The organism is Mumia sp. zg.B17, from assembly GCF_019550915.1.
In the GTDB taxonomy this organism is placed as follows: domain Bacteria; phylum Actinomycetota; class Actinomycetes; order Propionibacteriales; family Nocardioidaceae; genus Mumia.
This window is the reverse complement of sequence record NZ_JAHWCI010000008.1, coordinates 697,606-723,963: the sequence shown is the minus strand read 5'-3', so window position 1 is coordinate 723,963 and position 26,358 is coordinate 697,606. Positions and strand designations below refer to the sequence as shown.

The window sequence follows — 26,358 nt, the reverse complement described above, 5'->3', positions numbered from 1 at the left end:
CACCTAGCGTGCGGGGATGACCTCAGCCGTGCCCTCCGACGACAGCACGTCCACCACGCAGGCCGACATCACGGCCGAGATCGAGGAGATCGAGGCCGCCTACCAGCGCTCCGGGGTCGAGGAGACGCAGCCTCGCCGCGACTACCCGCCCTACCGCAGCACCGCGCTGCGCCACCCCACCAAGGACCTGCACCACGCCGACCCCGAGACGATCGAGCGGTGGGCGCCCTGCTTCGGCACCCGCGACGTCGACCCGCTCGAGGCCGACCTGACGATCCAGAGCACCGGCGAGCCGATCGGCGAGCGTACGGTCGTCACCGGTCGTGTGGTCGACGGCGAAGGACGGCCGGTCCGGCACCAGCTCGTGGAGATCTGGCAGGCGAACGCCGGCGGTCGCTACATCCACAAGCGCGACCAGCACCCGGCGCCCCTGGACCCCAACTTCACCGGTGTCGGGCGGTGCCTGACCGACAGCGACGGCGTCTACCGCTTCCAGACGATCAAGCCGGGCCCGTACCCGTGGCGCAACCACCACAACGCGTGGCGGCCGGCGCACATCCACTTCTCGCTCTTCGGCACCGACTTCACCCAGCGGATGGTGACGCAGATGTACTTCCCGGGCGACCCGCTGTTCGCGCTCGACCCGATCTACCAGAGCGTCACCGACGCCAAAGCGCGCGAGCGGCTCGTCGCCACGTACGACCACGGCCTGACGAGTCACGAGTGGGCGCTCGGCTACCGCTGGGACATCGTGCTCACCGGCAGCAGCCGCACCTACATGGAGCCCGAGGACGACGCGAGCGATCGAGGTGACGCATGAGCACCCTGACGCCCACCCCCGGACAGACCGTCGGGCCGTTCTTCCACTTCGCCCTCCCGTACGCCGGTGACCGCGAGCTCGTCTCGCCGGGCACGCCGGGGGCGGTGCAGCTGCACGGGACCGTGTACGACGGTGCGGGCGCGCCGATCTCGGACGCGCTGGTCGAGATCTGGCAGGCCGCGCCGGACGGTGCCGTGGTGGCGAGGGCGGGCTCGTTGTGCCGGGACGGGGCCACGTTCACCGGGTTCGGTCGGGCACCCACGCGGCGCGACGGGACGTACAGCTTCTGGACCCTCGTGCCCGGGCCTACCGAGGAGGGCGCCGCAGCCTTCTTCGCGGTGACCGTCCTCGCGCGCGGACTCACGAACCGGCTCTTCACGCGGGCCTACGTCCCCGGTGACACCTCCGTCCTCGCCGCCGACCGGCTGCTGGCGTCGGTCGAGGACGACCGGCGCGCCACGCTGCTGGCGGTCGAGGACGAGCAAGGGCTTCGCTTCGACATCCGGCTCCAGGGTGACGATGAGACCGTGTTCCTCCAGTTTCCGGGACACTGAGACCCATGACGGATCTGCTCTGGCCCGGTGACGAGCGGGCCGGGGACCTGCTCGGCGACGCCCACGTCCTCGCGGCGACGGTGCAGATAGAGCAGGCGTGGCTCGACGCGCTCGTCGACGCCGGCCTCGCTCCGAAGGCCCTGGACCTCGTCGGGCTGGTGGGCCCCGACGACCTGCCGGAGCTCGCGGCGGGTGCCGAGGACGGCGGCACCCCCGTCATCGGTCTGGTCGCGCTGCTGCGCCGGCGCGCGGCGCCCCCTGGCGCCGCGGAGTCGGACGCCACCTGGATCCACCAGGGTCTGACCAGCCAGGACGTCGTGGACACGGCGGTCGTCCTGGTGCTCCGCGATGCCCTGGACCACATCGCCGCGCAGCTCCGAGAGCAGGCGATCGCACTCGTCGGGCACGTCGAGGCGCACCGGAGGACGGTGATGGTCGGCCGGACGCTGACCCAGCACGCCGTCCCGACGACGTTCGGGCTGGTCGCGGCGGGGTGGCTCGAGGGGTTGCTCGACGCCGCGCACGACATCGACCGGGTGCGGGGCGGCCTACCGGCGCAGCTCGGCGGGGCGGTGGGCACGCTGGCGGCCACCACCGAGCTCGCCCGGCTGCGCGGGCGTCCGGACCCGGCCGCCGTGGCCGTGTCGCTCGCGCGCTCCGCCGCGACGACGCTCGGGCTGGCGTGGACGACGCCTTGGCACGTCCGCCGTACCCCTGTCGTTCGTGCCGGCGATGCCCTCGTCACGGCGACCGACGCGTGGGGACACGTCGCGACCGACGTGCTGACGCTCGCCCGCCCGGAGATCGCCGAGCTCGCCGAGCCGACGAAGGACGGCCGCGGCGGCTCCTCGACGATGCCCCACAAGCAGAATCCGGTGCTCTCGGTCCTGCTGCGTCGTGCGGCGCTCGCCGCGCCCCCGCTCGCCTCGACGCTGCACACCGCGGCGGCGCTCGCCGGCGACCAGCGACCGGACGGTTCCTGGCACGCCGAGTGGGAGACGCTCCGTACGCTCGCGCGCCGCGCCGTGGTCGCGTCGGAGCAGGCCAGCGAGCTCCTTGCCGGGCTGCGGGTCGACGCGGCCCGGATGCGCGCCACCCTCGAGGCCGCCGGCGAGGGGATCTTCACCGAGCGTGACGGCGTCCGGCGGTCGACCGGCGCCGGCGCCGGATCAGGCCCGGATGTCATCGGGACAGAGCCCGTGGGGACGCGTGCATCCTCCTACCTCGGTGCCACCGAGCTGTTCGTCGACGCCACCCTCGTCCGCACCCGTACGTTCCTGGAGGCCTCCGCATGACGGTTCCTCGGATCACCGGAGAGGAGCTGGCCGGTCACGGCGCGCTCCCCCTCCTCGTCGTCGGCCCGTCGCTCGGCACCTCCGCCTCGGCGTTGTGGTCGGCGGCGGCCAAGGAGCTCGGGAGCGACTTCCACGTGGTCGGGTGGAACCTCCCCGGTCACGTCGACGGGCCGGTGCGGTCGCCGTTCACGATCGCCGAGCTGGCCGAGGGAGTGCTCGGATTCGCCGCCGGTGCGGCCGAGGCCCGGGGTGACGAGGCGGTGCGGTTCCTCTACGCCGGCGACTCCGTGGGCGGTGCGGTCGGGCTGCAGCTCCTGCTCGACGCGCCGGAGGCGGTGACCGGCGCGGTGCTGATCTGCACGGGTGCGCAGATCGGTGACGCCCAGATGTGGCACGACCGCGCTGCGACCGTACGCGCCTCCGGGACGCCGGTGATGGTGACCACGTCGGCGGACCGGTGGTTCGCGCCCGGCTTCCTCGAGCGCGAGCCAGGTGTCGGCTCCGCGCTGCTGCACGTGCTGCAGGCGACCGACGCCGAGGGCTACGCGCAGGTCTGCGAGGCGCTCGCGGCGTTCGACGTGCGCGACCGGCTCGACCAGATCGATTCTCCGGTGGTCGCGCTCGCGGGCGAGCACGACGTCGCGACGCCCCCCGACAAGCTCAGGGAGATCGCCGACGGGGTGCGCGACGGCGAGCTGATCGTTCTTGAGGGCGTGGCCCACCTGGCCCCCGCGGAGGCGCCAGCGGAGGTCTCGTCCGCGATTCGTGCACTTGGCCACCGAATCACCGGGTCATTTCCTGGATCACCTGCACACATCGGGGACGAGGCGGCGACCCGCGGCATGGAGGTACGGCGGGCGGTGCTGGGCGACGCGCACGTCGACCGCGCGACCGCGAAGACCGACGCGCTCACGCGTCCCTTCCAAGAGCTCATCACCCGCTACGCGTGGGGCGAGGTGTGGGGTCGCGACGTCATCGACCGCCGCAGCCGCTCGATGATCACGCTCGCACTGCTGGCGACGCTGGGGCATCGCGAGGAGCTGGCGATGCACGTGCGTGCGGGCCTGCGCAACGGGTTGTCGCGGGAGGAGATCGCCGAGGTGCTGCTGCACACCGGGATCTATTCCGGTGTCCCGGTCACGAACGCCGCGCTCGGCGTGATGCAGCAGGTCTTCGCCGAGATCGATGACGACGAGGCGTGATAAACTGTTCACCTGACGTACCCCCGTTCGCAAAGCGAACAACACGCCTGTCCTGCTGAGGAGTGCGATGCCTGCGTACGTGCTGGATGCCGTCCGGACGCCGTTCGGCCGCTACGGCGGCGGGTTGTCCGGCGTACGCCCCGACGACCTGGCGGCCACGGTCGTGGCGGCGACGCTGAAGCGGTCGCCCGCCCTCGACCCCGAGCGCATCGAGGATGTCGTGTGGGGCAACGCCAACGGCGCCGGCGAGGACAACCGCAACGTCGGCCGGATGGCGGCCCTGCTCGCCGGCCTGCCGGTCAGCGTCCCAGGTGTCACGGTCAACCGGCTGTGCGGCTCCAGCCTGGACGCCGCCATCTCGGCATCGCGCGCGATCGAGTGCGGCGACGCCGACGTGATCCTCACCGGCGGCGTGGAGTCGATGAGCAGAGCGCCCTGGGTGGTGCCCAAGCCGACCCGCGGATTCCCTGCCGGCGATGCCGAGATGGTCTCGACCACCCTCGGCTGGCGGCTGGTGAACCCGCGCATGCCCCAGGAGTGGACCGTCTCGCTCGGCGAGTCCAACGAGCAGCTGCAGGAGCGGTTCGGCATCTCCCGCGAGCGTCAGGACGCCTTCGCAGCAGCCTCGCACCAGCGCGCGCACGCCGCGTGGGAGGCGGGCCGCTACGACGACCTGGTGGTCGGCGTCGACGGTGCCGACCTGGCCCGCGACGAGGGCGTACGTCCCGACTCGTCGGTCGAGGCGCTGGCGCGGCTCAAGCCGTCCTTCCGCCCCGACGGCACGATCACGGCCGGCAACGCCTCACCGCTCAGCGACGGCGCCTCGGCGGTCCTCCTCGGCTCCGAGCGGGGTGCGGAGCTGACCGGCCGTGAGCCGCTCGCCCGGATCGCGGGCCGCGGGGCGATGGCGCTGGAGCCGCAGGCCTTCGGGTACGCCCCTGTGGAGGCGGCCAACCGGGCTCTCGCCCGCGCCGGCATCGGGTGGGACCAGGTCGGCGCTGTCGAGCTCAACGAGGCTTTCGCGGTCCAGAGCCTCGCCTGCGTCGACGCGTGGGGGCTCGATCCCGACCTCGTCAACCAGTGGGGCGGCGCCGTCGCGCTGGGCCACCCGCTCGGCGCCTCCGGCGGCCGGATCCTCGGCACGCTCGCCGCCGTGCTGCGCGAGAACGGACGCCGCTGGGGCGTGGCCGCGATCTGCATCGGCGTCGGGCAGGGCCTCGCCGTCGTCCTCGAGAACGAGCAGGCAGCCTCCTGATGGAGGTGCTGGACGCGGACGCCGCGGTCGCCGACGTCCAGGACGGCGCGACGGTCCTGGTCGGAGGCTTCGGCACGGCGGGGATGCCGTTCTCGCTGATCGACGCCCTGGTCCTCCAGGGCGCGGGTGACCTCACGGTGGTGAGCAACAACGCCGGCAACGGCGAGACGGGACTTGCGGCGCTGCTCGCCACCGGGCGGGTCCGCAAGATGATCTGCTCCTACCCGCGCCAGCCCGACTCGCACGTCTTCGACGCTCTCTACCGCACCGGCAGGATCGAGCTCGAGGTCGTCCCGCAGGGCAACCTCGCCGAGCGGATGCGTGCCGCGGGCGCCGGGATCGGCGCGTTCTTCACGCCCACGGCGTACGGCACGGTGCTGGCCGAGGGCAAGGAGACGCGCTCGATCGGCGGACGCGACTACGTCCTCGAGTACCCGTTGGGCGGGGACGTCGCCCTCATCTCCGCACGGCGGGCCGACACGGCGGGCAACCTCGTGTTCCACAAGACGGCCCGCAACTTCGGCCCGGTGATGGCGACCGCCGCGACCACGACCGTGGCCGAGGTGGACGAGGTGGTCGAGGCCGATGAGATCGACCCCGAGGCGGTGGTGACGCCGGGAATCTTCGTCGACCGGGTGGTCGCGGTCGGCGCCGAGCAGCGGATCGCCGCACGCGAAGGCGCCGTGGCATGAGAGCGCCCGACGTCGGCGAGCGCACCGACGTGACCGTCGAGCACCCCGACCGGGCACCTCTGTCGCGCGACGAGCTGGCGCGGGTGGTGGCCGGTGACATCCCTCCCGGGTCGTACGTCAACCTCGGCATCGGTCGGCCCACCCATGTCGCCGACCACCTCACGCCCGACTCCGGCATCGTCCTCCACACGGAGAACGGGATGCTCGGGATGGGCCCGGTGGCGCAGGGCGAGGACGTCGATCCCGACCTCGTCAACGCGGGCAAGGTGCCGGTGACAGAGCTTCCCGGCGCCTCCTACTTCCACCACGCCGACTCGTTCGCGATGATGCGGGGCGGGCACCTCGACGTGTGCGTCCTCGGGGCGTTCCAGGTGTCGCAGCGCGGCGACCTCGCCAACTGGCATACCGGCGTGGAGGACGCGATCCCCGCGGTGGGCGGCGCGATGGACCTGGCCGTCGGAGCCAAGCGGGTGTTCGTGATGATGACGCTCTTCGCCAAGGACGGGTCGAGCAAGCTCGTCGAGTCCTTGACCTATCCGGTCACCGGCCTCGCGTGCGTCAGCCGCGTCTACACCGAGTACGGCATCGTCGACGTGGGACCCGACGGCGTCACCGTGCGGGCGACCTACGGGATCTCCGTCGACGGTCTCCGCGACAGGCTGCCGGTGACGATCCGCCGGCTGGAGGACTGACACCGGGACCTCTGGGAACGCACGGGGCGAGCGTGCCCGCTCGCCTCCCCGGGGGACGGGCGCGAAGCGGGCACGCTCGGTCGGTGTCGCGCGGCTAGGGCGCGAAGCTCGTGTCGGGGGCGACGGCGACCTCCACGAGAAGGGGCCGTCCGGGCTCGTTGAGGCGCGAGGCGGCATCGGTCAGGATGTGCGTGAGCGTCTCGATGTCGTCGACATGGACGACGTCGCAGCCCAGTGCCTCGGCGATCCGACCGACCGACACCTCGAGGAACGACGGCCACGGCGGCTTGCCGGAAGCGCGCTCGGCGAGCCGGTCCATCACCGCGTAGCCGCCGTTGGCCATCACGATCCACAGCACGCCGACGTCGAGGTGCGAAGCCGTCCACAGCGACTGCACCGCGTACATCGCTGACCCGTCACCTACCACCGCCACGACCGGCCGCTGCGGGACCGCCATCTTGACGCCGATGGCGGCCGGCATGGCGAACCCGAGCCCACCCATCGCCGCCGACACGAACCCGAGCGGCTCCCGAGCGGGGACCATCGCCTGCAGCAACGGGCGCGACGACGGTGACTCCTCGAGGAGGACCGTGTCGCGCGGGAGAACGTCGGCGAGGACCTCGAAGACGTCCGCGGACCGGAGCCGTCCGCTCTCGACCAGGCCCGTCGGCCGCTCGGGCTTCGGCGGGTCGGGACGACACGACCGCTCGGAGAGCTCGGCAGGACGAGGGCCGAGTGCCTCGAGGAGCGCGCGGACGACCACGGTGGGGTCGGCGACCACGGCGAGCTCGACCGGTGACCGGTACGCCTCTTCGGGATCGGCTGTCACGACCACGACCGTGGCGCCCGGAGGGACGAGCGGGCCCTCCGCCCACGGGTACTGGCGGAGTGCAGCGCAGCCCACGATCAGCACCACGTCGGCGTTGCCGAGGGCCGCGCGGACCCGGGGCCGGTCGGCGGGAAGGTGACCGGCGAAGAGACGGTGGTCCTGCGGGAACCCGGCCCGTGCCCCGAACGGCTCCTGCCAGACCGGTGCCTCGAGCCGCTCCGCGAGCGCCGTCAACGCGTCCCAGCCGGTCCGGCTGTCGTTGCCGGACCCGGCGACCACCGCCGGTCGCTCGGCACGGCCGACCAGCCGCGCCAGGTCACCGACGTCGACGCCCTCCGGCGCGGGCGTACGGACCACCCGCGCAGCGGACAGGTCCTGAGGGTCGTACGGGGTGCTCCAGTCGTCCATCGGCACAACCACCACAACCGGTCCCTGGTCACGGCGTGCACGGTGTGCCGCACGGTCGATCGCCGACGGGACGTCCTGCGGACGCACCGGATTCAGCATGTCGAGCGGGTAGTCGCCGGCGAGGCTGTCCAGCCTCCCGGCCAGGAACGGTTCGAGTGCCAGGTGGCGCCGGTCCTGCTGTCCGACGACGACCACGAGCGGCGCGTGGTTCACCCTCGCGGTGGCGATCGCCCCGACGCTGTTGCCCAGCCCGGCCGTGGTGTGCAGCAGCACGAGGGCCGGTTCGCGCGTGGCGATCGCCCACCCCGACGCGATCCCGACGACCGACCCCTCGTGGAGTGCGAGCACGAACCGGAGGTCGTCGGGCAGGTCGACGAGGAACGGGACCTCCGTCGACCCCGGGTTGGAGAAGATGGTCGTCATGGCGTGACGCCGCAGGACGTCGAACGTGGCGGTGCGGACGTCCGCCGTCATGCGTCCGCTCCCGAGCCCCGTTTCGCCTTCTGGATCTCGGCATAGACGTGCGTGCGGAGCTCGGTGAACCTCGGCATAGACCGGGTGGCGAGCTGGTCACGCTCGGCCGGGAGGTCGATGGTCAGGTCCTCCTGCACCACGGTCGGCGAGTTGGAGAGGATCAGCACCCGCTCACCGAGATAGACCGACTCGTCGATGTCGTGGGTGACGAAGAGGACGGTGATGCCGAGGTCCTTCCAGACGCGACGGATCAGGTCCTCCAGGTCCGCGCGGGTCTGGGCGTCGACCGCGGCGAACGGCTCGTCCATCAGCAGGACCTCAGGCTCGTACGCGACCGCCCGCGCGATCGCCACCCGCTGCTGCATCCCGCCCGAGAGCTGCCACGGGTAGGACGTCTCGGCGTGCTCCAGGCCTACCGCGTGCAGGGCCGTCGAGACGACCTTCCGGCGCTCGGCCTTGGGCATGCCCGCGTTCTTCAGCGGCAGCTCGACGTTCTGGCGGACCGTCATCCAGGCGAACAGGCTGCGCCCGTACTCCTGGAACACGACCGCCATCTTCTTCGGAGGGGCGGTGACGACCGCGCCGTCGAGGAGCACCGTGCCGGCGGTCGGCTCCAGCAGCCCCGCGATGCAGCGCAGGAGCGTCGTCTTGCCGCATCCGGACGGTCCGACCAGGCAGACCAGCTCGCCCTGTCGCAGCTCGAAGGTCAGGTCGCGCACCGCCTCCACGTCGCCGGAGTCGGCCGTGTAGATCTTCTGGAGACCCTGGACCGACAGCACGACGGGGGCGTCGACACCGTCGCGCGACGCGTTCTGGACCGTGACGCTGTCACCTTCCATGCTGCACCTCTTTCTGGCCGTAGTACCAATGGAGGACCCGGCGCTCGCACGCCTGGAAGACGATCGAGACCGCCACCCCGATCAGGCCGAGCAGAACGATGCCGCTCCACATCTCGACGACCGCGAACGACCGCTGGAACACCACGATCGTGAAGCCGAGCCCTGACGACGAGGCGAACATCTCGGAGATCACCATGAGGATCAGCCCGATGGAGAGTGCCTGCCGCACCCCGGCCGCGATCTGCGGCGCAGCGCTGGGGAGCACGAGCGTCCGCAGGCGCGTGAGCCGGGTGAGCCCGTACGTCCGGGCGGTGTCGACGAGGACCGGGTCGACGGCGCGTACGCCTTCGACGGTGTTGAGCAGGACGGGCCAGATCGCGCCGAAGACGATGACCAGCACCTTCATACGGTTGTCGACGCCGATGAGCAGCATCAGGACCGGAACGAGGACCGGCGGCGGGAGGGCGCGGAAGAACTCGAGCATCGGCTCGAGCAGCGACCGCAACCACCGCACCGAGCCGATCAGCAGGCCCGCGGCGACGCCGAGGACGATCGCGAGCAGCGTCCCGACGGTGAAGCGGGCGACGCTCGGGAGGACGTCCTCGCGGAACCGAGGGCCGATCCAGGTGTCGACGAACGTGGCGGCCAGCTCGCCCGGCTCGGGGACGAAGAAGTTGGTTGAGTCGATGGTCAGTACCCACCACAGCAGGACGAGCACGACCGGGAGCCCGAGCACGTAGGCGACGCGGGTGAGGATCCTCATGCGACCTCCTCCCGTCGGACCGAGACGTGCCAGCGAAGGGCGCGCCGCTCGACGAGGCGTGCGACGAGGTTGATGGCGACACCGATGAACCCGGTCATGAGGATGAGGGCGTACATCTGGGCCGTGGCGCCGCCGGAGTTCGCGAGCGCGATCGCGGTGCCGAGCCCACCTCCTCCGATGATGAGCTCACCGGTGATCGTGAGGATGAGGGCGACGGCCGCACCGAGACGCAGACCCGTCATCACGTAAGGCAGAGCCGACGGCCAGACGAGGTAGCGGACGCGCGCGGCCCATCCGAGGCCGTAGCTGCGTGCGGTGTCCGAGGCCACGGGATCCACGTCGCCGACGCCGTAGAGGACCTGGATGAGCACCTGCCAGAAGGACGCATAGAGGACCAGCAGCAGGGTGGACTGCATCGAGGTGCCGTACAGAAGAGAGGCGAGCGGGATCAGCGCCACCGAGGGGATGGGACGCAGGAACTCGATCGTCGAGTTCGTGGCGCGGCGTAGGAACCGGCTCTGACCGATGACCAGGCCGAGCGCCACGCCGGCGGCCGCCGAGATGGCCAGACCGATCGCCCAGGTCGTCACGGTCTCTCGGACCGACGCCCAGAAGTCGCTGGTGCCCGCGAGGCTGCGCAGCTCGCCGAGGACGGTCGACGCGGTCGGGAGGAAGCGCTCCTCGACCAGCCCGGAGCGCACCACGAGCTCCCAGGTCACGAGGAACCCGACAATGCCGAGCAGCCCGAGCGCTGCCGAGGAGAGTGGGGCGCCCCGTCCGCCGGCGCGACGCGGGGGCGCGGGCGTGTCGGCGGACGGGGACGCGGTGACCGACGTCATGGAAGCAGGGCGTCCAGGTCAGGCTCGTTCTTGAGAGTCCCGTACTTCACGGCGGCGGTGCCGAGCTTCTCCATCGACGCCTCGTCGAACTCCGAGCGGAAGACAGGCAGGACCATCTTGGCGCGAGTCGGCTCGTCGATCTTGGTGTAGGTGCCGACGATGTCGCGCACCTCCTGGTCGTTGTCGCCGGCGTAGTCCAGCGACTTGTTCATGGCGCGGCTGAAGCGCTCGACCAGGTCCTTGTTCTTTCCGGCGTACTCGGTGGTGGTGAAGTAGCCGGCGATGTCGAGCTCGGGCGACATGTCGAGGTAGTTGTAGGTGACCGCCCGCGCCCCGTCGGCCAGCGCGGCGGACATGAACGGCTCGAGCACCCAGATCGCGTCGACCTGATCGTTGGCGAGCGCTGCAGGGGCTTCGGGGAAGGGCACTTCGACGAACTTGACGTCCTCGGGGTCGCCGCCGTCGGTCTCGATCGCGGCACGGATGGTGGTGTCGCCGATGTTCTTGAGGTTGTTGACCGAGACGGTCTTGCCCGCGAGGTCCTTCGGCGTCTTGACCGGCGAGTCGCCGGGCACCAGCACCGCGCCGAAGTCGGGCTCCACTCCGGCCGACGACGTGCCGTTGGTGACGAAGGTCAGCGGGAGTCCCTGGTCGGCTCCCACCATCAGCGACACCACGTTGCCGAAGGCGAAGTCGAAGTCACCGCTGACGACCCCGGGCACGGCCGCGGCGCCGCCGGTCGTGGTCTCGATCTCGAGGTCGATGCCCTCGTCCTCGAAGAAGCCCTTCTCCTTGCCGAGCCAGATCGGCGCGGTGTCGACGATCGGGATGACCCCGACCGTGACCTCGTCCGGGCCGTCGGCACCGGCGTCGTCGTCGCCTCCGCAGGCGGTCAGCAGGACGAGCGACGCTAAGACCGCGGCGGCCTTGGTCGTGGGGCGCATGTGATTCCTCTCGGGGGTGGGGCTGAAGGTCAGAAGGGGAACGTCGGGGGTTCGCTGCGGAGCGTGATCCAGCGGGTCTCGGTGAACGCGTCGATGTTGGCCTCGGCGCCGCCGTGCCTCGAGCCGGTGCCGGAGACCCCCAGTCCGCCGAACGGTGCGTTGGCCTCGTCGTTCACCGTCTGGTCGTTGACGTGGACGATGCCCGACGGGATGCGGGCCGCGAGCTCCAGACCGCGCATGGCGTCGCGGGTGACGATCCCGAGCGAGAGCCCGTAGTCGCCGGCCGTGGCCAGCTTCACCGCTTCGTCGAGGTCGGAGAACCTGACCACCGACGCGACGGGCCCGAAGACCTCCTCGGCGTACGCAGGCGCGTCGACCGGCGAGTCGGCGAGCACGGTGGGGCGGTAGAACAGCCCGTCGTACGTCCCGCCGGCGACCAGGCGTGCTCCCGCCTGCTGGCTCCCTGTGACGAGGGCGTGGATCTTGTCGCGCTGCGCCTCGTCGATGATCGGCCCGAGCGCCACGTCGTCGGTGGCCGGGTTGCCGACGGGCAGCTGGTCGGCCTTCGCGGCGAGCTTCTCGACGTACGCGTCGTACAGGCTGTCGTGGACGAGGTGCCGCCCGACCGTCATGCAGATCTGGCCCTGGTGGAAGAAGGCGCCCCAGGCGGCGAGGTTCACCGCCTGGTCGACGTCGGCGTCTTCGAGGACCAGGAAGGCGGAGTTGCCGCCGAGCTCGAGGTGGGCGCGCTTGAGGTGACGCCCCGCGGCCTCGCCCACCTTGCGGCCGGCGGGTGTCGACCCGGTGAACGCGATGACCCGGACGTCGGGGTCGGCGGTGAGCGCCTCGCCCACGTCGGCGCCGCCGGGCAGCAGCTGGAGGACACCGGCGGGGAGGCCAGCCTCCTCGAAGATCCGCACGATCGTCACACCGCCGGTCACCGCCGAGCGCGGGTCGGGCTTGAGGATGACGGCGTTGCCGAGCGCGAGCGCCGGGGCGACGGCCCGGATGCTGAGGATGAGGGGGACGTTGAACGGGGAGATCACGCCGACGACGCCCGCCGGGACCCGCTGGGAGATCGAGAGACGCGGCTGGTCGGTGGCGAGTACCTTGCCGGCGGCGTACGACGGGAGCGCGGCCGCCTCGAAGCACTCCGCTGCTGCCACGTCGAGGGAGAACCCGGCCATTCCGGGGACGGCGCCGACCTCGCGGACGTTCCAGCCCATCACCTCCTCGGCGTGGGCGTGCCACAGGTCGCCCGCCCTGCGGAGCACGGCGGCACGCTCGGAGTGAGGGGTCGCCGCCCAGCTGCGCTGCGCCTCGGTGGCGTGCTGTGCAGCCCGGCGTACGTCGTCGGGGCTCGCCTTGCCGACCTGACCGAGACTCTCGCCGGTCGCGGGCTCGACCACCGTGTAGGTCGCGCCCCCCGATGCCTCCACCCAGTCTCCCCCGAGGGAGATCCGTCCGCTCCAGACCGATGTGTCCAGCAAAGCCTCGTCCTCTCGGTGCTAAGGTCAGTCGCTGTCCCGGCGCGTTCGCTAAGCGAACGCTTGTCCAGCATACGAACCTACTATGACGCTCATCACAGGTCAACGGAAGAGGTCGCCGACCGCCGCAGCGCGTGTGGGGGTCTCGACGACGGAATAGGGTGCCAACCGTGACGACTGACGACGGCCGACCGGTGGAGTCGGTCCAGTCCTTGCAACGAGGGCTCGCGGTCATCCGGGCCTTCGACGCCGACCACCCGCGCATGACCCTCGCCGAGGTGGCCCGACAGACCGGCCTGACCCGCGCGACGGCCCGCAGGTTCTTGCACACGCTGGTCTCGCTCGGATACACCGCCACCGACGGACGCGAGTTCTGGCTGCGTCCGCGCGTCCTCGATCTCGGCTACGCCTACCTCTCCAGCAGCACGCTGCCCGACATCGCCACGCCTCACCTCAAGGCGTTCACCGACCGCGTCCACGAGTCGTCGTCGGTGTCGGTCCTGGACGGGGCTGACATCGTCTACGTCGCCCGCGTCCCTACCCGCCGGATCATGGCCGTCGCCATCAGCGTCGGCACCCGTTTCCCGGCGTACGCGACCTCGATGGGGCGGGTGCTCCTCGCCGGTCTCGAGCCCAGCGACCTTGACAGGGTGCTCGCCGAGATGACGTTCGAACGGCTCACGCCGCGCACCGTTTCCTCGGCGGCACAGCTGCGCGCCGAGCTCGACGTCGTTCGCGAGCAGGGCTGGGCACTGGTCGACCAGGAGCTCGAGCTCGGGCTCCGCTCCATGGCGGCGCCCGTGCGCGACCCCCGCGGACGCACCATCGCGGCGGCGAACGTCTCGGTGAGCGCCGGTCAGCGCGACGCCGAGGACGACGTGGAGAGGCTCCTGCCGGAGCTCCTGGAGGCGACGCGGCAGATCGAGCACGACCTGCGGATGGCCGGGATGTGATCGCCGAGGCCGACATCGAAGACCCCGCCGTGCCCTACGCTGTCGCCCGACCGGAGGGAAGTCGTGGTGAATCCTGGCCTGACGTGGCGCCGTTCTCGCGCCCATGCCGGGATTCTCGTTGCCTTCGCCGTGACCAGCGCCGTGTTCGCCGTCCTCGTGGCAGGACTGGCGACCAGCACGGCAGACCGGCTCGACCACGACGTCGCGCGTGCCCTCGCAGACCTCCCTCCTCGGAGCGCTGCCCTGCGGGTCACCGCCACGACGCGGATGGACGAGGAGGTCCGTGCCGCCGAGCGCCTCGCCCGCCGCGCGGAGGCGTCCGGGCTCGTCGTCACAGCGAGCACCCGCGCCGACGACATCGTCGTCGGCTCACGGTCGTTCCTGGTCGAAGAACGTCGCGAGCTGGCCGGCCTCGCGTCGTTGACCTCCGGGCGCTGGGCGGTGTCGGACAGCGAGGCGACGCTGACGACGGCCGCCGCCGAGCGACTGCGCGTCTCGCCCGGTGACACGCTGGACCTCGGGCCCGTGAGCGTCCTCGTCGTGGGGACCTGGGCGGCCGACGACCCGACGGATCCGCGGTGGTTCGGCGATCCGGGAGTCGCCTCCGGCTCCGACGCCGGGGCGGTCGGGCCGGTCGTCCTCTCGGCGGCGACGCTGGTGCGGCTCCCTGACTACCGTACGTCCACGTGGACGCTCACGGTCCCGTCGTCGGTCGGGGGCAGCGACCTCGACCGGTTGACGTCAGCACTGCGTGCCTTCGTGGAGGAGGCCGACGATGCTGGGGCGGCCCTCGACGGCAGCCTCGCCGACCGGGTCCGCGAGATCGCGCGCGCCGAGTCCTCCGTCAACGCGGTGAGACGGGTCGCGCTGGTGCTCGTCGGCGTCGTCGGGACCCTCGTGATGTGGCACGTCGCCGGCGCGGTGCGCGCGGCTCGGAGCACGGAGGCCATGCTGGTCGTGGCCAGGGGCGCGTCCCCGGGCCAGGTGATCGCGTGGCACGGCGGTGACGTCGCGATCATCGGGGCGTTGGGCTCGGCGCTCGGGCTCGTGGCGTGCTCGGCGGCGCTCGGCCCACCATCGCCGTACGTCCTGGCGGTCGCGGTCGTCGTCCCGCCGGCACTCGCCATCGCACGCGCCTGGCCTCCGGCAGTCGTCGGGCGCTCGGGCACCGCCCCGGTGGCTCTGGTCGTCGCGATCCTCCTCGCCGGTGCCGGCATCCTCCTGACGGCGCGCGCCGCCTGGCTCGGGGACGTCGTGCTCGAGTCGTCGTCGGGCGCCGTTCGTGTCGACGGGCTGACGGTTCTCGCGCCGGCACTGGTACTGGTTGCCGCAGCCGTCGTCACCGTCCTGCTGACCCGGCCGCTCCTCGGAGCCGCCGCACGGGTCGCTGCGCGCGCGAGCAACGGTCTGGCGCTCGTGCTCGCGCTCCGTAGGGCCGGAGGTCGGTCGCGCGCGACTGCCGCGACCTTGACGCTCGTGGCTCTGGTCGTCGGTACGGCGGCCGCGTCCGCGGTCGCCTCCGCGTCGGCAGGTGCCGTGGTGGATCGGACTCGTGAGATGCAGACCGGTGACGACGTCCGGGTCTCCGTCGGAGCCGAGCGGGTCGTCGATGGCCGGCAGAGTCCTCAGGTCGACCTTGGTCCGTACGCCGGGCTGCCCGCCGTCGACCGCGTCCGCGGCGCCGTCGAGACGCCAGTGGGGGTGGCCGATCTCAAGACCACGCTGTTGGCGGTCGACGGTGGTGAGGATGGTGACGGCGTCGTGGCCGGCGCCGTCCCGATCGCGATCACCGGTGGGCTCGCGTCGGATCTCGACGTCGTGGTCGGTGACCGCCTGGAGGTGCTCGTCCCGGACGTGGCCGCGACGTTCCCAGCGGTCGTACGCCGGATCGCGCGGTCCTTGTCCGGTCTTCCCACCGGGGAGGGGATGGTGGCCAGCAGGACGGCGGTCCAGACGTCGTTGTCGAAGCCCGAGGCCCTCCTCACCGTCAACACCCTGCTCCTGTCGAGCGGCGATCCGCTGGCGACCGCCCGGGCCGTGCCGTCGGTGGCCGACCGCCCGGTGACCGTGGTGCGGGCTCGCTCCGGCCAGGGCGAGCTGTCGCCCGGAGCGGCGCAGACGGCATGGCGCTGGGCTGCTGTGGGGGTCGCGCTCCTGGGGGCGATCGGGCTCGCGGCGGTCGTGCTCGGCAGTGTGCGTGGGAGTCGCGCCGAGTCGGCCGTCCTCGGTGCGCTCGGGGCGACCCGAGCCGTGCGGGGCCGCGCACGGCTCGGTGAGAGCGCGGTGGCGATGGCAGCGGGCCTGGTCGCGGGCGTGGCCGGCGCGGTGCTCCTGGTGGCCGTCCTGGTGCCCGTCCTCTCCCGCGCCCTCGTCCCGGAGACGGCGCCGGACCTCGGGCGTGTCGTCGCGCTCGACGGGCCCGTCCTGGCAGCGTCGCTCGTGCTGCTCGCCTCCGCGGCGATCGTCATCACCCTCGCGGGCGTGGTCGTGGCGCGCGGTGACGCCGACGACCTCCTGCGCAAGGAGGACGTGTGAACAGACGATCGGGTGTCGCGCGGCTCCTCCTCCGCTACGTGGTCGCTCTCCGCGGAGTGCTCGCCCTGACCGCGACCGTGGTCGTGGTGCTCGCGTTCTTCGCGTCCGCGGCGCCGGTGGCGCTCGCGAACCTCCTGACCGACGCCCAGCGCCACGCGCTCGTGGAGATTTCGCCGGCCGCGCGCGACCTGGTCGACGAGCAGCAGATCACGCCACCGCCGGAGCTGGTCGCCGACGACTGGCGTGGTCTGCGCGATCGCTTGGAAAAGACCCGCGCCGAGCTGCCGCCGCTCCTGCGGTCGGTCACCGAGCCCGCGGCATTCACCCTGACGGCGGCGACGCGGAAGACGGCGGAGAAGATTGGCGGCCCGATGCTGCCGGACTGCTACGTGAACTTGACCCTCTCGCCCGATCTGCCGAGGCACGTGACGATGGTCGAGGGAACCTTGCCTCGACCGCCGGCCGGTGAACGGGCCACGGCCGACCTCATCCTCACGCGTGCGGCCGCCGAGGAGGCGCGCTGGAGGGTCGGCGACGTACGGGTGCTGACGGGCGGTGGCCTTCCGGACCGGCGCTACCGGCTCAGCGGCACCTACGAAGCGGTCGCGCCACAGGGTCCGTTCTGGCGCCAGATCTCCGGGGGGATCGCCCCGGTGGTCACCACCACTGGCGGCCGTTGGACGGTGGCGGCAGCCGGGTGGGTCTCGGCGGAGAACCTCCACGGCACCGGGCCTGCCTCCGTGGAGCGCAGTCACACGGCACTGAAGCTCTGGTACCCCGCGACACCAGAGCGCCTCACCGCCGCCGAGGGCGCGGCGCTGGTCGACGAGCTCTCCGCCTTCACCCGGACGGCGGTCGAGCTCGCCCCGGAGAGCGAGGTCGAGGTTCCGGGCGAGGGGTTCATGCGGGTCCCGGCCGGAATTGCCACGTTCTCGACGAACACCACCGGTGTGCTCCGTGAGGCCGACGACACTGCGGTGTCGTTGACCTCGTTGACCGCACTCCTCGCGTCAGCCCCTGTTGCTGCGGCGCTGTGCGTGCTGGTGCTCTCGACAGGTCTGGTCCGCTCACGCAGCGGCACGCTGCTCGCCCTCGCCCGGGCCCGCGGCGCCTCCGCGACCCAGCTGGCCGCCGCAGGCGCCGTCGTTGGGCTGATCGTCGGCCTGCCGGCGGCGGCGCTCGGCGCAGCCGTCGCTGCTGCGGTACACGGTGCCGTCCCGTGGTGGCCGGCTGTCCTCTGCGGTCTGCTCCCCGCAGTCACCGCTGCGCTGGCCGCGACCCCGGCCGGCGAGCGCGGTCCCCGAGTGCCGCGGGTAGCAGTCGAGCTGGCCGTGATCCTCCTCGCCGTGGCCTCCGTGGTCGCCGTCTCCCAGCGAGGACTCGGGACGCAGACGGGTGGTGTCGACCCCCTCCTGATCGCCGCGCCAGTCCTCGTCTGCCTGGCCGGCGCGGTGCTGGCGCGGCGCCTGCTCCCGATGCTCGCGCGGCGGGTCGCCGCGGTGCAGCGGCGGCGTACGGGACTGGTCGGGCTCCTCGGTGCCGCGCGCACCCGAGACGACCGGGTCTCGCCGGCTGCAGTCGTCTCCCTCGTCGCCGCGCTCGGTGCGGCGACCTTCGCCGGGTGCGCCGTCGCCACCCTCGACGCTGGACGCGCGGCGACCGCAGCCGAGGCTGCCGGTGCAGACCTCCGGGTCTCCGGATCCTCGCTCGACCCGGAGAGGGTGGCAGAGCTCTCGCGTCTCGCCGACGTGCGGGCCTCGGTGACCTTGACGGACGGGTCGGACGTGAGCGTGCGGTCGGGCACGACTGCCTACGCGACGCGCGTTCTCACCGACGCCCTCGCGCTCGAGGACGTCCAGCGCGACGTGCCCGGGGCCGTCCCGGGTGTCGATCGACTGGCGGCTCCGATCGACGGTCGCGTGCCGGTCGTCGTGTCCCAGGCGCTCGCCGACAGCCTCGAGGGAGAGCGAGACGTCACCGTCGACCGTGTCCCGTCCCGCGTCGTGGCCGTCGGGCCCGCGCGCCTGGCCGGTGTCCCCGACCAGCTCTGGGTCCTCGCCGACCGTGATGCCCTGGGCGACGAGCGCCCCGAGTACGATCCGGTCCTCTCCGTTCTCTCCTCGACGACCGGCGCGCCACCGCCCGCGCTCGCGCGTCGGGCCGCGAGGCTGTTCCCCGACGCCACGGTCACGACGCCCGCCAGGGAGGAGACGGTCCTCGCGGAGAACCCGGTCGTCGCTGGTGTCGACGTGGTCGCCGGGGTAGCTGCCGCGATGGCAGCCCTGCTCGTGGGCGTGACGGTCGTCATGGCCCTGGTGGCCGGTGCCGCCTCCCGCACGCGTGACCTCGCGGTGGTGCGCGCGCTCGGCCTCGCCGCGCGACGCGCCCGGGTGCTTCCCCTGTGGGAGGTCGGTCTGCTCGTCGTCGTCGCAGGAGCGGTCGGTGCGGTAGTGGGCGTCGTGCTGCCGCTGCTCCTCCTGGGCGCCATCGACCTGCACCCTTTCACCGGCGGCGACGCGCGGCCGCCGACGACGTTCCCGGTGCTCTGGTTGGCCCTCGTCGCGGTGGGCGCTCTGCTCGTCACCCTCGCCGGGGCGCTCCTCGCCGCCGAAGGATCCGCGCGCAGGGAGCTGACCAGCTCGCTCAGGATGATGGGAGAGTGATCGAGGTGACCACAGCCGAGACAGCCGAGGCAGACGGGGCGATCGTGTGCTCCGACCTCGTCCGCGTCTTCAGCACGCGTGGCGTCGAGGTGCAGGCGTTGCAAGGGTTGAGCCTGCACGTCGACGCCGGGTCGGTCGTGGCCGTGGTCGGTGCGTCGGGTTCCGGGAAGTCCACGCTGCTGGGGATCCTCTCCGGACTCGACGTCCCCACCGCGGGCCGCGCCGTGGTCGCGGACCACGACCTGCTGTCGATGGGGCGGAGCGAACGCGTCCGGTTCCGACGGAACAGTGTCGGGTTCGTGTGGCAGCAGACCGCACGCAACCTCCTCCCGTACCTCACCGCGGGCGAGAATGTCTCGCTCGTGGGAGCCGTGGGGCGTCAGTCCTCACGACGGCGGGCGGTGCTCGCCGACGAGCTGCTCGAGCTCCTCGGCGTCGCCGACTGCCGCGACCGCCGGCCCCCCGCTCTCTCGGGCGGCCAGCAGCAGCGGGTCGCCATCGCGGTCGCGATGGCGAACGCCCCTCGGGTCCTGCTGGCCGACGAGCCGACCGGCGAGCTCGACGACGCGGCGAGCGCGGAGGTCCTCGGGGCGATGAACGACGTGAGCCGGGAGCGAGGGACGACGGTCCTGATCGTCACCCACGACGCGACGGTGACCGAGCACGTGAGCCGGACGGTGCAGATTCGCGACGGACGTACGTCGACAGAGGTCCTTCGACGCGCATCCGTCGACGAGAGCGGGGAGGACACCGTGATCGCTGAGGAGTACGCCGTTCTCGACCGTGTCGGGCGTCTGCAGCTGCCCGACGAGTTCACCCGTGCGCTCGACCTGCGGCACCGGGTCCGCCTCGCGCTCGAGAGCGACCACGTGGGTGTCTGGCCGGGCGAGCGTCACGGCACCGAGGGCGCCGACGACCGCGGACCGCGTACGAACGGCGACGGGGGTGCCCGATGAGTGCGCAGCCCGCGGTCCGCGCGGACGCGGCCGGCCGGGTCTTCTGGACCCCTGCCGGCGAGGTGCACGCCTGCAAGGGCGTGACGCTCGAGGCGCGCCCCGGCGAGCTCGTCGTCGTCCGCGGTCCCTCGGGCTCCGGCAAGACGACCCTGCTCAACCTGCTGGGTGGCCTGGACCGTCCCACCTCCGGGCGCGTCGAGCTCGTCGGCACCGACACAGCGACCGCGACGGAGGACGAGCTGCTTCGCCTGCGCAGGGACGCGGTGGGGTTCGTCTTCCAGTCCTTCGGCCTGCTCCCCGTCCTGACCGCCGTGGAGAACGTGGAGGTCCCGCTGCGGATCCGTAGGGTCGACGCGGCGGAGCGAGGACGACGCGTCGAGGAGACGCTGGCTGCCGTCGGACTGGCCGACCACGGCCGACAGCGGCCGGACGAGCTGTCGGGAGGCCAGCAGCAGCGGGTCGCGGTCGCCCGGGCGCTGGTCGCCGAGCCGGCTCTGCTCATCGCGGACGAACCCACCGGCCAGCTCGACAGCCGTACCGCTGCCTCCGTCATGGACCTGATCGTCGAGCTGGTGCACCGGCGAGGAATCGCGGCGGTCGTCGCGACCCACGACCCGCTGCTCGTCGAGCGCGCCGACCGGGTTCTCACGCTGCGCGGCGGGACGGTGGTCGGTGCGCCCGGCAACGACGAAGCCGTGACCGGTCGGGGACCGGTCACGGCTTCGGACGGCGGAGGTGGCGGGATTTGAACCCGCGAGAGGTTTTATCCTCAACCCGCTTAGCAGGCGGGCGCACTAGGCCACTATGCGACACCTCCGAGGGTGCCGCTCAAGGCTACTAGGTCACGCGTCGGCCGAACCAGTCGGGGGCGGGCCTCACTCGGCGGGCGGCAGCGGGCGGTATCCGTGCGAGCTGTCCAGCCGCGCCCTGATCTCACGCTGGACCTCCAGCGCGCGGGCACCGAACAGCATCAGCGGCAGCTCGGTCGTACGCGCGTGCTCGAGGCCGATGACCAACGTCGGGGTGCCCTCGGCCGACGGCTTGTCGTCAACACGCTCGACCTGGCTCCACAGCGCCTGACGCACACCGACTCCGCGGACACGGTGGACCTGATAACCCGTGGGGGTCAGCGTGAGCAGGCGCGGCGGCCACCGCAGCGCCGCCAGCGACGCGACGACCAGCAGCCCGACGAGGACGGAGGCGACGACTCCCCAGATCGCGGCGTCACCGCCGATCGTGAGGAGCACGGCCGCGACGACGGCGCCGACCGCGGCGACCATCATGCGGATGCCGAAGAGCCTCAGCGCCAGGAACAGCGTGAGGCGGTACGTGGAAGATCTCGTCGTCTCATTCATGGAGCAGAGGGGGCGGGATTCGAACCCGCGGCTGACATCGCTGCCAGCGACCGCTTTCAAGGCGGTTCCGATCGGCCACTCCGGCACCCCTCCTCGACGCCGTGCGCGCACGACGCCGAGTCGATTGTCGCACCCGCGCGCGGCGGGCTCGACCGGCGGATCCCTACTTGAGCGCCGCGAAGCGAGGTGGCTCGGGACGGACGAAGGTGTCGCCGTCGCGGCGTGCGGCCCGGCGGCCCGAGCGGGACGTCGACCCGGGATCGAGTGCGCGGATCGCGAGGCCGAGGCCGAGGCCGAGGATCGCGGAGTACAGCGTGGAGAGCGCGACGTAGGTCGTGTCGGCGTTCGGGGACCCGAGCGCCGTCGCCATCACGGCCGTGCCGACGACGCCGAACGCGCACATCCACCAGCCCTGGCGCCGGTTGGACCGGGTGCTGACCCCCCAGACGAGGGCAGGGAACCCGATCAGCACCTCGGTCGGCCGGGGCACGCCGCCGATCGTCTCGCGCAGCCAGACCACCGCGTCGTCGATCGCCTCGACGACCCCGGGAGAGCCGTACGAGCGGACGATCGTCCCGTAGACGAGCAGCACCGCGACCAGTCCGGCGCCACCGACGATGAGCGCGACGCCTCGGCGCCCCAGACCGTGGAGGCCGGCCCCGAGGCTCCAGACGATGCCGAACGTGGCGGCGAGCGCGGCACCGAGGACCAGGAGGTAGTAGCGCTGGTAGACCAGCGGGGCGTTCCAGGCGGCGACGGCGACCGCGGCGCTCGTCGCGACCACGAGCGCGATCGTGTACTCCCGGACGACCGCCGACACCGACTCGGCCGGACGGGTCATCAGGACGGCGAGCACGGCGCCGAAGGTCGCGGTCAGGACGGAGGCGGCCGCCATCGCCCACGACCACTCGGTGAGGAGGGCGATCGCGCTGAGGATGGCGACGAGCGTGGCCCAGAGAGCGCTGCGGCCCCCGCTGCGGCGGGCGACCCCGGCGGTGAAGACGACGGCGAGGAGCGCAGCCCCGTAGCGGGCATAACCGTCGGGAAACCCGACGGCCGCCACCGAGGTGAGAGCGACGGCGAAGCCCGCGAGCCAGGCGAGGAAGAGTCCGCTGACCCCCGCCGCGCGCAACGCCTTCATGCTGAAGCGCGGCTCTCGCACGGGCGGGATGTAGCTGATGGTGTCGGCGCTGCGGCGCGGTGCGGCGCGGCGTCCTCCTGCGGTGCTCACGGCGTCGCTCCCTGGTGGCCGTCGGTGGCCGTCGGCGAGACCGGCGCGGCGATGCGGCGGTTGGCGAGCGACGGGTTGGTCGCGCGGGCGCCCTCGAGGCGCTCGGTCGAGAGGGACGCGCGTACGACTGTGGGCTCCTCGCCCGCGGACGCGACGACCACGCCGAGCGGGTCGACGACCATGCTGAGGCCGACGTACTTCCCGCACTGGTCGGCGGCCACGACGTCGATGGTGTTCTCGATCGCCCGCGCGCGCAGCAGGGTGGTCCAGTGGTCCTCCTTGAGAGGACCTCGCACCCAGGCGGCGGGGACGCAGAGCACGTCGGCGCCGGCGTCGACCAGCATCCGCGCCATCTCGGGGAACCGGAGGTCGTAGCAGGTCATCAACCCGACCCGTCGACCCGCGACCTCGAGGACGGCCGGCGCGATCTCGCCCGCGGCAAGGCGCTCGGACTCGGCGTACCCGAACGAGTCGTAGAGGTGGATCTTGCGGTACGAGGCAGCGAGGCTGCCGTCGGGGGCGAAGGCCAGGAGCACGTTGTACGGCAGACCCGGGCCGCCTGCCGATGCTGGACGCGCCTCGAACCCTCCGCCGACCACGTACGCGCCCAGCCGGCGCGCGTGCGCTGCCAGGAGCTCCGCGAACGGCCCGTCCAGCGGCTCCGCGACCGCGCTCAGGTCGAGGGACCCGTCACCGAAGTCGTGCATCGTCGCCTCGGGGAGGACGACGAGGTCGAGTCCGTCGTGCGGACCGAGCGTGCCGAGGACGTCGTCGACCAACGTGCGGTTCGTCGCGGCGTCGGTCGTCGCGCTCAGCTGGACGAGGGCGACCTGCATACGTCCATCTTTGCAGCCGACCCCCAGGCTCCGGCAGGGTGAGGTGCGTGACCCACGCGAGGAGCTCGCCCGAGCGGTCGCCACACGACGTGCCGTACGACGCGATCGTGCTGGCGGGCGGCGCGTCCAGGCGCTTCGGCTCCGACAAGCTCGGCGTCCTCGTCGAGGGCGTCCCTCTGCTCGACCGTGCGCTGCTCGCGGTGTCGGAGGCCGAGCGGCGGGTCGTCGTCGGTCCCCGTCGGGTCACCGCGGTCGACGTCGAGTGGGTGCGCGAGGAGCCTCCCGGCTCGGGGCCGGCGAACGCCGTCGCCGCCGGGCTCCGTCGGTGCGCGGCGCCGTACGTCGTGCTCCTCGCGGGCGACCTTCCCTACGTCGCTGCCGGCACCGTCGACCGTCTCCTCGGCGCGATCGCTGCCGACCGGGACTTTGCGGGAGCGATGCTCGTCGACGACGGCGGACGCACCCAACAGCTGTGCAGCGCCTGGCACCGTGACGCCCTGGAGGGCGCGTCCGCCCGCCGCCCGGACTGGGTCGACGTGTCGATGCGGACCCTCGTCGAGCCGCTCCGGGTGAGTCAGATCGCGTCGTCGGGGCGGGAGGCGCGAGACATCGACCGCCCTGAGGACATAACGTCGGACCCATGAGCCTGCAGGACTGGACCGACGCCGTCTGTGTCGAGCTCGGGATCGAGCCGGACTACGACCTGGACGCCATCCTCGAGACCGCCCGCGACGTGGCCCACGGCGTGGAGCGTCGCGCCGCTCCGGTGACGGCCTTCCTGGTCGGATACGCCGCGGCCACGTCGGGGGGCACCCCCGAGGACCTCGACCGCGCGCTGGACCAGGTGACCGCCCTGGCGACCCGCTGGGAGGAGTAGCCACCGGTACGGTGACGTCATGCGTGCCGTGGTCGTGAAGGAGCCCGGAGGGCCCGAGGCGTTGGTCGTGGTCGACCGTGAGGATCCCGTCGCGGGGCCTGGCGAGGTCGTGGTGGAGGTGGTCGCGGCTGGTGTCAACCGCGCCGACGTCCTCCAGCGGCAGGGGAACTACGCGCCGCCCCCGGGAGCCAGCGACGTGCTCGGGCTCGAGGTCTCCGGCATCGTGCACTCCGTCGGCGACGGGGTCACCCGCTGGCGGACCGGTGATCCTGTGGTCGCCCTGCTCGCCGCAGGCGGGTACGCCGAGAAGGTCGCCGTCCCGCAGGAGCAGGTCGCGCCGCTGCCCGAGGGCATGGACCCGGTCCAGGCCGGCGGGATCATGGAGGTCGCGGCGACCGTCTGGTCCAACGTCTTCATGACGGCCGACCTGCAGCCCGGCGAGCGTCTGCTCGTCCACGGTGGCGCCTCCGGGATCGGCACGATGGCGATCCAGCTCGCCAAGGCCTTCGGGGCGTGGATCGCCGTCACGGCCGGCTCTGAGGACAAGCTCGCCGCCTGCCGCGAGCTCGGCGCCGACCTCGCGATCAACTACCGGGAGGCCGACTTCGTGGAGGGCATCCGTGCCGCCACCGAGGGCCACGGCGCCGACGTCATCCTCGACAACATGGGTGCCGCCTATCTCCCCCGCAACGTCTCCGCGCTGGCCCGCGACGGCCGGCTCGTCGTCATCGGCCTCCAGGGCGGGGTCAAGGGCGAGCTCAACCTCGGTGCGCTCCTGGCCAAGCGCGCCACGGTCGGTGCGTACGGGCTGCGTGCACGCCCGGTCTCCCAGAAGGGCGAGATCGTCCAGAGCCTGGTCGACAACGTGTGGCCGCTCTTCGTCGACCAGAGCGTCCGTCCCGTGATCCACGACGTCCTCCCGCTGGAGCGCGTCCAGGACGCCCACCGGGTCCTCGACGACTCCGGCAACATCGGCAAGGTCGTGCTCACCCCGTGATCGAGCTCGAGTGCGGCGCGTGGTCGGCGACGGTGGCCACGCACGGGGGTGGACTGGTGGCGCTGCGCCAGCACGGCCGAGACGTCGTGGTGCCTCAGGACGGGGACGGCAGCCACCCGGCATACAGCGGCGCCGTGCTGGCGCCCTGGCCGAACCGCCTCGAGGACGGGGTCTACACGTTCGAGGGCGTCACGTACGAGGTCCCGATCAACGAGCCCGAGGCTGCGACCGCGCTGCACGGGCTGGTGCACGACATCGCGTGGACGGTCGCCGCCGCGACGCCAGAGAGCGTGCGGCTCACCGTCGAGGTGCCACGCTCTGCGGGATTTCCCTTCACTGTGCGCCTCGACCTCGACTACGTGCTGTCGTCGGGCGGTCTCAACGTCGCGTTGACCGCGACCAACGCCGGTGACGTGGCGGCGCCGTACGGGTGCGGCTTCCATCCGTACCTCGTGCTGGACGAGGGCGACGAGACGCCGCTGTGGATCCCCGCCGAGAGCTATCTCGAGACCACCCCTGTACGCCACCTGCCGCTGCGGCGGAAGGAGGTGGCCGGCAGCCCGTACGACTTCGGGTCGACCCGCCCGCTGGGGAGCACGGTTCTCGACTACGCCTACACCGACCTGCGCCGTGACGAGACCGGCGAGGTCGTGGTCCGCGTCGGCGGGACGGAGGTGCGGTGCGGACCCGGGGTGCTCTGGTTGCAGGCCTACACGCCCGAGGGCCGCGGATCGCTCGCGGTCGAGCCCTGCTCCAGCCCCGCCAACGCCTTCCGGAGCGGGCACGACCTCGTCGTCCTCCAGCCGGGGAGCAGACACGTGCTCACCTGGACGATCCGCCGACCGTGACTACAGTGGACGGC

Annotated in this window: 25 protein-coding genes and 2 tRNA genes; 16 read left to right on the top strand and 11 right to left on the bottom strand. The window is 72.3% G+C overall.

The window, feature by feature from the left end:
• Window positions 1-16: 16 nt before the first annotated feature.
• The 7 genes from pcaH to KV097_RS16825 all read left to right on the top strand — a co-directional run bounded on the left by pcaH (window position 17) and on the right by KV097_RS16825 (window position 6,510).
• Window positions 17-820 carry a protocatechuate 3,4-dioxygenase subunit beta gene (gene pcaH / locus KV097_RS16855; RefSeq protein ID WP_220366525.1) on the top strand — a complete coding sequence of 268 codons (804 nt, stop codon included), beginning with the start codon at window positions 17-19 and terminating at the stop codon, window positions 818-820.
• Window positions 817-1,374, top strand: coding sequence for a protocatechuate 3,4-dioxygenase subunit alpha (gene pcaG, locus KV097_RS16850; RefSeq protein ID WP_220342914.1), 558 nt, complete (start codon window positions 817-819; stop codon window positions 1,372-1,374). Before pcaH ends, pcaG begins: the two co-directional genes overlap by 4 nt.
• A gap of 5 nt (window positions 1,375-1,379) precedes the next feature.
• Window positions 1,380-2,669: a lyase family protein gene (locus KV097_RS16845; protein ID WP_220345753.1), complete on the top strand. Its 1,290-nt coding sequence runs from the start codon at window positions 1,380-1,382 to the stop codon at window positions 2,667-2,669.
• Window positions 2,666-3,871: a 4-carboxymuconolactone decarboxylase gene (gene pcaC / locus KV097_RS16840; RefSeq protein WP_220366524.1), complete on the top strand. Its 1,206-nt coding sequence runs from the start codon at window positions 2,666-2,668 to the stop codon at window positions 3,869-3,871. Before KV097_RS16845 ends, pcaC begins: the two co-directional genes overlap by 4 nt.
• Window positions 3,872-3,938: 67 nt before the next feature.
• A complete protein-coding gene (locus KV097_RS16835; RefSeq protein WP_220366523.1) occupies window positions 3,939-5,126 on the top strand; it encodes a thiolase family protein in 1,188 nt (395 codons plus the stop codon).
• Window positions 5,126-5,818, top strand: coding sequence for a 3-oxoacid CoA-transferase subunit A (locus KV097_RS16830; protein WP_220366522.1), 693 nt, complete (start codon window positions 5,126-5,128; stop codon window positions 5,816-5,818). Before KV097_RS16835 ends, KV097_RS16830 begins: the two co-directional genes overlap by 1 nt.
• On the top strand, window positions 5,815-6,510 hold the full coding sequence (locus tag KV097_RS16825; RefSeq protein ID WP_220366521.1) for a 3-oxoacid CoA-transferase subunit B: 696 nt from the start codon (window positions 5,815-5,817) through the stop codon (window positions 6,508-6,510). Before KV097_RS16830 ends, KV097_RS16825 begins: the two co-directional genes overlap by 4 nt.
• A gap of 94 nt (window positions 6,511-6,604) precedes the next feature.
• Here the strand turns inward: KV097_RS16825 and KV097_RS16820 are convergent, their stop codons facing one another.
• The 6 genes from KV097_RS16820 to KV097_RS16795 are packed head-to-tail and all read right to left on the bottom strand — an operon-like array spanning window position 6,605 to window position 13,096.
• A complete protein-coding gene (locus KV097_RS16820) occupies window positions 6,605-8,221 on the bottom strand; it encodes a thiamine pyrophosphate-dependent enzyme (protein ID WP_220366520.1) in 1,617 nt (538 codons plus the stop codon).
• Entirely contained in the window at window positions 8,218-9,060 is an 843-nt protein-coding gene (locus tag KV097_RS16815; RefSeq protein ID WP_220342931.1) for an ABC transporter ATP-binding protein, read from the bottom strand. Before KV097_RS16815 ends, KV097_RS16820 begins: the two co-directional genes overlap by 4 nt.
• Entirely contained in the window at window positions 9,050-9,823 is a 774-nt protein-coding gene (locus KV097_RS16810; protein WP_220342932.1) for an ABC transporter permease, read from the bottom strand. Before KV097_RS16810 ends, KV097_RS16815 begins: the two co-directional genes overlap by 11 nt.
• The gene (locus tag KV097_RS16805) at window positions 9,820-10,662 is read right to left on the bottom strand and encodes an ABC transporter permease (protein WP_220366519.1); all 843 of its coding nucleotides are present in this window, start codon (window positions 10,660-10,662) and stop codon (window positions 9,820-9,822) included. Before KV097_RS16805 ends, KV097_RS16810 begins: the two co-directional genes overlap by 4 nt.
• Entirely contained in the window at window positions 10,659-11,606 is a 948-nt protein-coding gene (locus KV097_RS16800) for an ABC transporter substrate-binding protein (RefSeq protein WP_220366518.1), read from the bottom strand. The genes KV097_RS16805 and KV097_RS16800 overlap by 4 nt, the downstream gene beginning before the upstream one ends.
• Window positions 11,607-11,635: 29 nt before the next feature.
• A complete protein-coding gene (locus KV097_RS16795; RefSeq protein ID WP_220366517.1) occupies window positions 11,636-13,096 on the bottom strand; it encodes a benzaldehyde dehydrogenase in 1,461 nt (486 codons plus the stop codon).
• A gap of 167 nt (window positions 13,097-13,263) precedes the next feature.
• Between KV097_RS16795 and KV097_RS16790 the strand changes: the two genes are divergently transcribed.
• From KV097_RS16790 to KV097_RS16770, 5 genes are all read left to right on the top strand, one after another.
• Window positions 13,264-14,046, top strand: coding sequence for an IclR family transcriptional regulator C-terminal domain-containing protein (locus KV097_RS16790; protein ID WP_220366516.1), 783 nt, complete (start codon window positions 13,264-13,266; stop codon window positions 14,044-14,046).
• A gap of 129 nt (window positions 14,047-14,175) precedes the next feature.
• Entirely contained in the window at window positions 14,176-16,581 is a 2,406-nt protein-coding gene (locus KV097_RS16785) for a hypothetical protein (protein WP_220366515.1), read from the top strand.
• On the top strand, window positions 16,578-19,244 hold the full coding sequence (locus KV097_RS16780; protein ID WP_220366514.1) for an FtsX-like permease family protein: 2,667 nt from the start codon (window positions 16,578-16,580) through the stop codon (window positions 19,242-19,244). Before KV097_RS16785 ends, KV097_RS16780 begins: the two co-directional genes overlap by 4 nt.
• A 5-nt stretch (window positions 19,245-19,249) precedes the next feature.
• Complete coding sequence (locus KV097_RS16775; protein WP_220342944.1) at window positions 19,250-20,200, top strand: ABC transporter ATP-binding protein; 951 nt, start codon at window positions 19,250-19,252, stop codon at window positions 20,198-20,200.
• On the top strand, window positions 20,197-20,949 hold the full coding sequence (locus KV097_RS16770) for an ABC transporter ATP-binding protein (RefSeq protein WP_220345764.1): 753 nt from the start codon (window positions 20,197-20,199) through the stop codon (window positions 20,947-20,949). The genes KV097_RS16775 and KV097_RS16770 overlap by 4 nt, the downstream gene beginning before the upstream one ends.
• Here the strand turns inward: KV097_RS16770 and KV097_RS16765 are convergent.
• The 5 genes from KV097_RS16765 to KV097_RS16745 form a co-directional block, all read right to left on the bottom strand.
• Window positions 20,931-21,017: transfer RNA gene (locus KV097_RS16765), tRNA-Ser, on the bottom strand. The two genes, KV097_RS16770 and KV097_RS16765, sit on opposite strands and share 19 nt — an antisense overlap.
• 58 nt (window positions 21,018-21,075) lie before the next feature.
• Window positions 21,076-21,555: a hypothetical protein gene (locus tag KV097_RS16760; protein WP_220342948.1), complete on the bottom strand. Its 480-nt coding sequence runs from the start codon at window positions 21,553-21,555 to the stop codon at window positions 21,076-21,078.
• A 4-nt stretch (window positions 21,556-21,559) separates the two neighbouring features.
• A tRNA-Ser gene (locus KV097_RS16755) sits at window positions 21,560-21,648 on the bottom strand.
• 70 nt (window positions 21,649-21,718) lie between these two features.
• Window positions 21,719-22,786, bottom strand: a complete 1,068-nt coding sequence (locus tag KV097_RS16750) for a hypothetical protein (protein ID WP_220342950.1) — start codon at window positions 22,784-22,786, stop codon at window positions 21,719-21,721.
• Window positions 22,783-23,622 (bottom strand): carbon-nitrogen hydrolase family protein, encoded by an 840-nt coding sequence (locus tag KV097_RS16745; RefSeq protein WP_220366513.1) that lies wholly within the window; start codon window positions 23,620-23,622, stop codon window positions 22,783-22,785. The genes KV097_RS16750 and KV097_RS16745 overlap by 4 nt, the downstream gene beginning before the upstream one ends.
• A gap of 47 nt (window positions 23,623-23,669) precedes the next feature.
• Between KV097_RS16745 and KV097_RS16740 the strand changes: the two genes are divergently transcribed.
• The 4 genes from KV097_RS16740 to KV097_RS16725 are packed head-to-tail and all read left to right on the top strand — an operon-like array spanning window position 23,670 to window position 26,344.
• Window positions 23,670-24,266, top strand: coding sequence for a molybdenum cofactor guanylyltransferase (locus KV097_RS16740; RefSeq protein WP_220366512.1), 597 nt, complete (start codon window positions 23,670-23,672; stop codon window positions 24,264-24,266).
• Window positions 24,263-24,499 (top strand): DUF6457 domain-containing protein, encoded by a 237-nt coding sequence (locus KV097_RS16735; RefSeq protein WP_220342956.1) that lies wholly within the window; start codon window positions 24,263-24,265, stop codon window positions 24,497-24,499. The genes KV097_RS16740 and KV097_RS16735 overlap by 4 nt, the downstream gene beginning before the upstream one ends.
• Window positions 24,500-24,518: 19 nt before the next feature.
• Window positions 24,519-25,496, top strand: coding sequence for an NAD(P)H-quinone oxidoreductase (locus KV097_RS16730; RefSeq protein WP_220342957.1), 978 nt, complete (start codon window positions 24,519-24,521; stop codon window positions 25,494-25,496).
• Window positions 25,493-26,344 carry a galactose mutarotase gene (locus KV097_RS16725; protein ID WP_220366511.1) on the top strand — a complete coding sequence of 284 codons (852 nt, stop codon included), beginning with the start codon at window positions 25,493-25,495 and terminating at the stop codon, window positions 26,342-26,344. The genes KV097_RS16730 and KV097_RS16725 overlap by 4 nt, the downstream gene beginning before the upstream one ends.
• Window positions 26,345-26,358 lie beyond the last annotated feature (14 nt).

Excerpts from the sequence above, each read along its gene's own strand:
- pcaH (WP_220366525.1), top strand. The coding sequence starts at position 17 with ATGACCTCAGCCGTGCCCTCCGACGACAGCACGTCCACCACGCAGGCC.
- pcaG (WP_220342914.1), top strand. The coding sequence starts at position 817 with ATGAGCACCCTGACGCCCACCCCCGGACAGACCGTCGGGCCGTTCTTC.
- KV097_RS16845 (WP_220345753.1), top strand. The coding sequence starts at position 1,380 with ATGACGGATCTGCTCTGGCCCGGTGACGAGCGGGCCGGGGACCTGCTC.
- pcaC (WP_220366524.1), top strand. The coding sequence starts at position 2,666 with ATGACGGTTCCTCGGATCACCGGAGAGGAGCTGGCCGGTCACGGCGCG.
- KV097_RS16835 (WP_220366523.1), top strand. The coding sequence starts at position 3,939 with ATGCCTGCGTACGTGCTGGATGCCGTCCGGACGCCGTTCGGCCGCTAC.
- KV097_RS16830 (WP_220366522.1), top strand. The coding sequence starts at position 5,126 with ATGGAGGTGCTGGACGCGGACGCCGCGGTCGCCGACGTCCAGGACGGC.
- KV097_RS16825 (WP_220366521.1), top strand. The coding sequence starts at position 5,815 with ATGAGAGCGCCCGACGTCGGCGAGCGCACCGACGTGACCGTCGAGCAC.
- KV097_RS16820 (WP_220366520.1), bottom strand. The coding sequence starts at position 8,221 with ATGACGGCGGACGTCCGCACCGCCACGTTCGACGTCCTGCGGCGTCAC.
- KV097_RS16815 (WP_220342931.1), bottom strand. The coding sequence starts at position 9,060 with ATGGAAGGTGACAGCGTCACGGTCCAGAACGCGTCGCGCGACGGTGTC.
- KV097_RS16810 (WP_220342932.1), bottom strand. The coding sequence starts at position 9,823 with ATGAGGATCCTCACCCGCGTCGCCTACGTGCTCGGGCTCCCGGTCGTG.
- KV097_RS16805 (WP_220366519.1), bottom strand. The coding sequence starts at position 10,662 with ATGACGTCGGTCACCGCGTCCCCGTCCGCCGACACGCCCGCGCCCCCG.
- KV097_RS16800 (WP_220366518.1), bottom strand. The coding sequence starts at position 11,606 with ATGCGCCCCACGACCAAGGCCGCCGCGGTCTTAGCGTCGCTCGTCCTG.
- KV097_RS16770 (WP_220345764.1), top strand. The coding sequence starts at position 20,197 with ATGAGTGCGCAGCCCGCGGTCCGCGCGGACGCGGCCGGCCGGGTCTTC.
- KV097_RS16760 (WP_220342948.1), bottom strand. The coding sequence starts at position 21,555 with ATGAATGAGACGACGAGATCTTCCACGTACCGCCTCACGCTGTTCCTG.
- KV097_RS16745 (WP_220366513.1), bottom strand. The coding sequence starts at position 23,622 with ATGCAGGTCGCCCTCGTCCAGCTGAGCGCGACGACCGACGCCGCGACG.
- KV097_RS16735 (WP_220342956.1), top strand. The coding sequence starts at position 24,263 with ATGAGCCTGCAGGACTGGACCGACGCCGTCTGTGTCGAGCTCGGGATC.
- KV097_RS16730 (WP_220342957.1), top strand. The coding sequence starts at position 24,519 with ATGCGTGCCGTGGTCGTGAAGGAGCCCGGAGGGCCCGAGGCGTTGGTC.